Origin of the sequence: Arsenophonus sp. ENCA, from assembly GCF_002287155.1 — a bacterium.
In the GTDB taxonomy this organism is placed as follows: Bacteria; Pseudomonadota; Gammaproteobacteria; order Enterobacterales; family Enterobacteriaceae; genus Arsenophonus; species Arsenophonus nilaparvatae.
In genome coordinates this window covers 1-872 of sequence record NZ_NHNG01000407.1, presented here as the reverse complement: position 1 = coordinate 872, position 872 = coordinate 1, and the positions used below count along the sequence as shown (strand labels likewise).

General features: G+C 42.2%; 2 protein-coding genes. Both read right to left on the bottom strand.

The window, feature by feature from the left end; genetic code table 11:
• Positions 1-127: 127 nt before the first annotated feature.
• On the bottom strand, positions 128-586 hold the full coding sequence (locus CBG25_RS10645) for a phage tail protein (RefSeq protein WP_290606555.1): 459 nt from the start codon (positions 584-586) through the stop codon (positions 128-130).
• A gap of 15 nt (positions 587-601) precedes the next feature.
• A partial coding sequence (locus CBG25_RS10640; protein ID WP_290606553.1) for an HK97-gp10 family putative phage morphogenesis protein occupies positions 602-872 on the bottom strand: 271 nt, incomplete at its 5' end.

Sequence of the window (872 nt, the reverse complement as noted above, 5' to 3'; positions counted from 1 at the left end):
AAAGGCATTACGCAAGGTATCGCCAGTGCCATCATCTGGTTTTGTGCCAATATTGATTTTTTTGATTTCTACCATCAGTTTACTTTCCTCTTGATGCTATCCGCCGTATATTTGCTTGAATCGGCGGTTAAGGCTTTGGGGGTACTGTTCCCCAGGTGAGATTATTCTGTTTGCCTTTCACTGTAATCTGAATGACTTCACTTGCGGGCGCATTGATGTCATTCATCTCCCAACCTGATAATGACAGAACCATTGTCGCTGTCCGCTTGTTTGGCAACTCAACATAAAGCTGTACTGTTTCTCTATTTTGTGCCGCATTTAAAAATGCCGTAAAATTTTCATTTTTGGGATCATCAACAAATCCGAGCGATTTCTCCGGGCCCTCAGGTAAATCTGCAATAAATTGTTTGTTTTTATCTATGAGTGTCGTGCAATCAATGAAGCTACCACTTAAGCCAGTAGCACCTAAGGCTTTACAATTGGCGAGCGGTTTCATCGTTTCAACACTATCAGTCGGTTTACCAAATTTAACCACTGTCCCCGCAGGGAGCGTGGCATATTCCGGCGAGGTTTTATTTTCAGACATAATAACTCCTATTCGTTAACGATGTTTTTCAATGCTAGCGCGAATTTCTGAGACCAAGGTATTAAGGATAAATTCACGGTGATAATCCAATGCGGGTCGGATAAAAGGGCGCGCTATCTGTTTAGCCGTACCAAACTCTTGGGCGCCCGCTTTCATTAAGTGTTTTTTTGAGGGACCAACTCTTACAGTGACGACTGTTTGTGTTTTATTATCATTTAGGCGACTTTGGGTGCGGATTTTAATGCTATCTCGCATATGTTCCTTGGTATTTAACACGTTATAACCC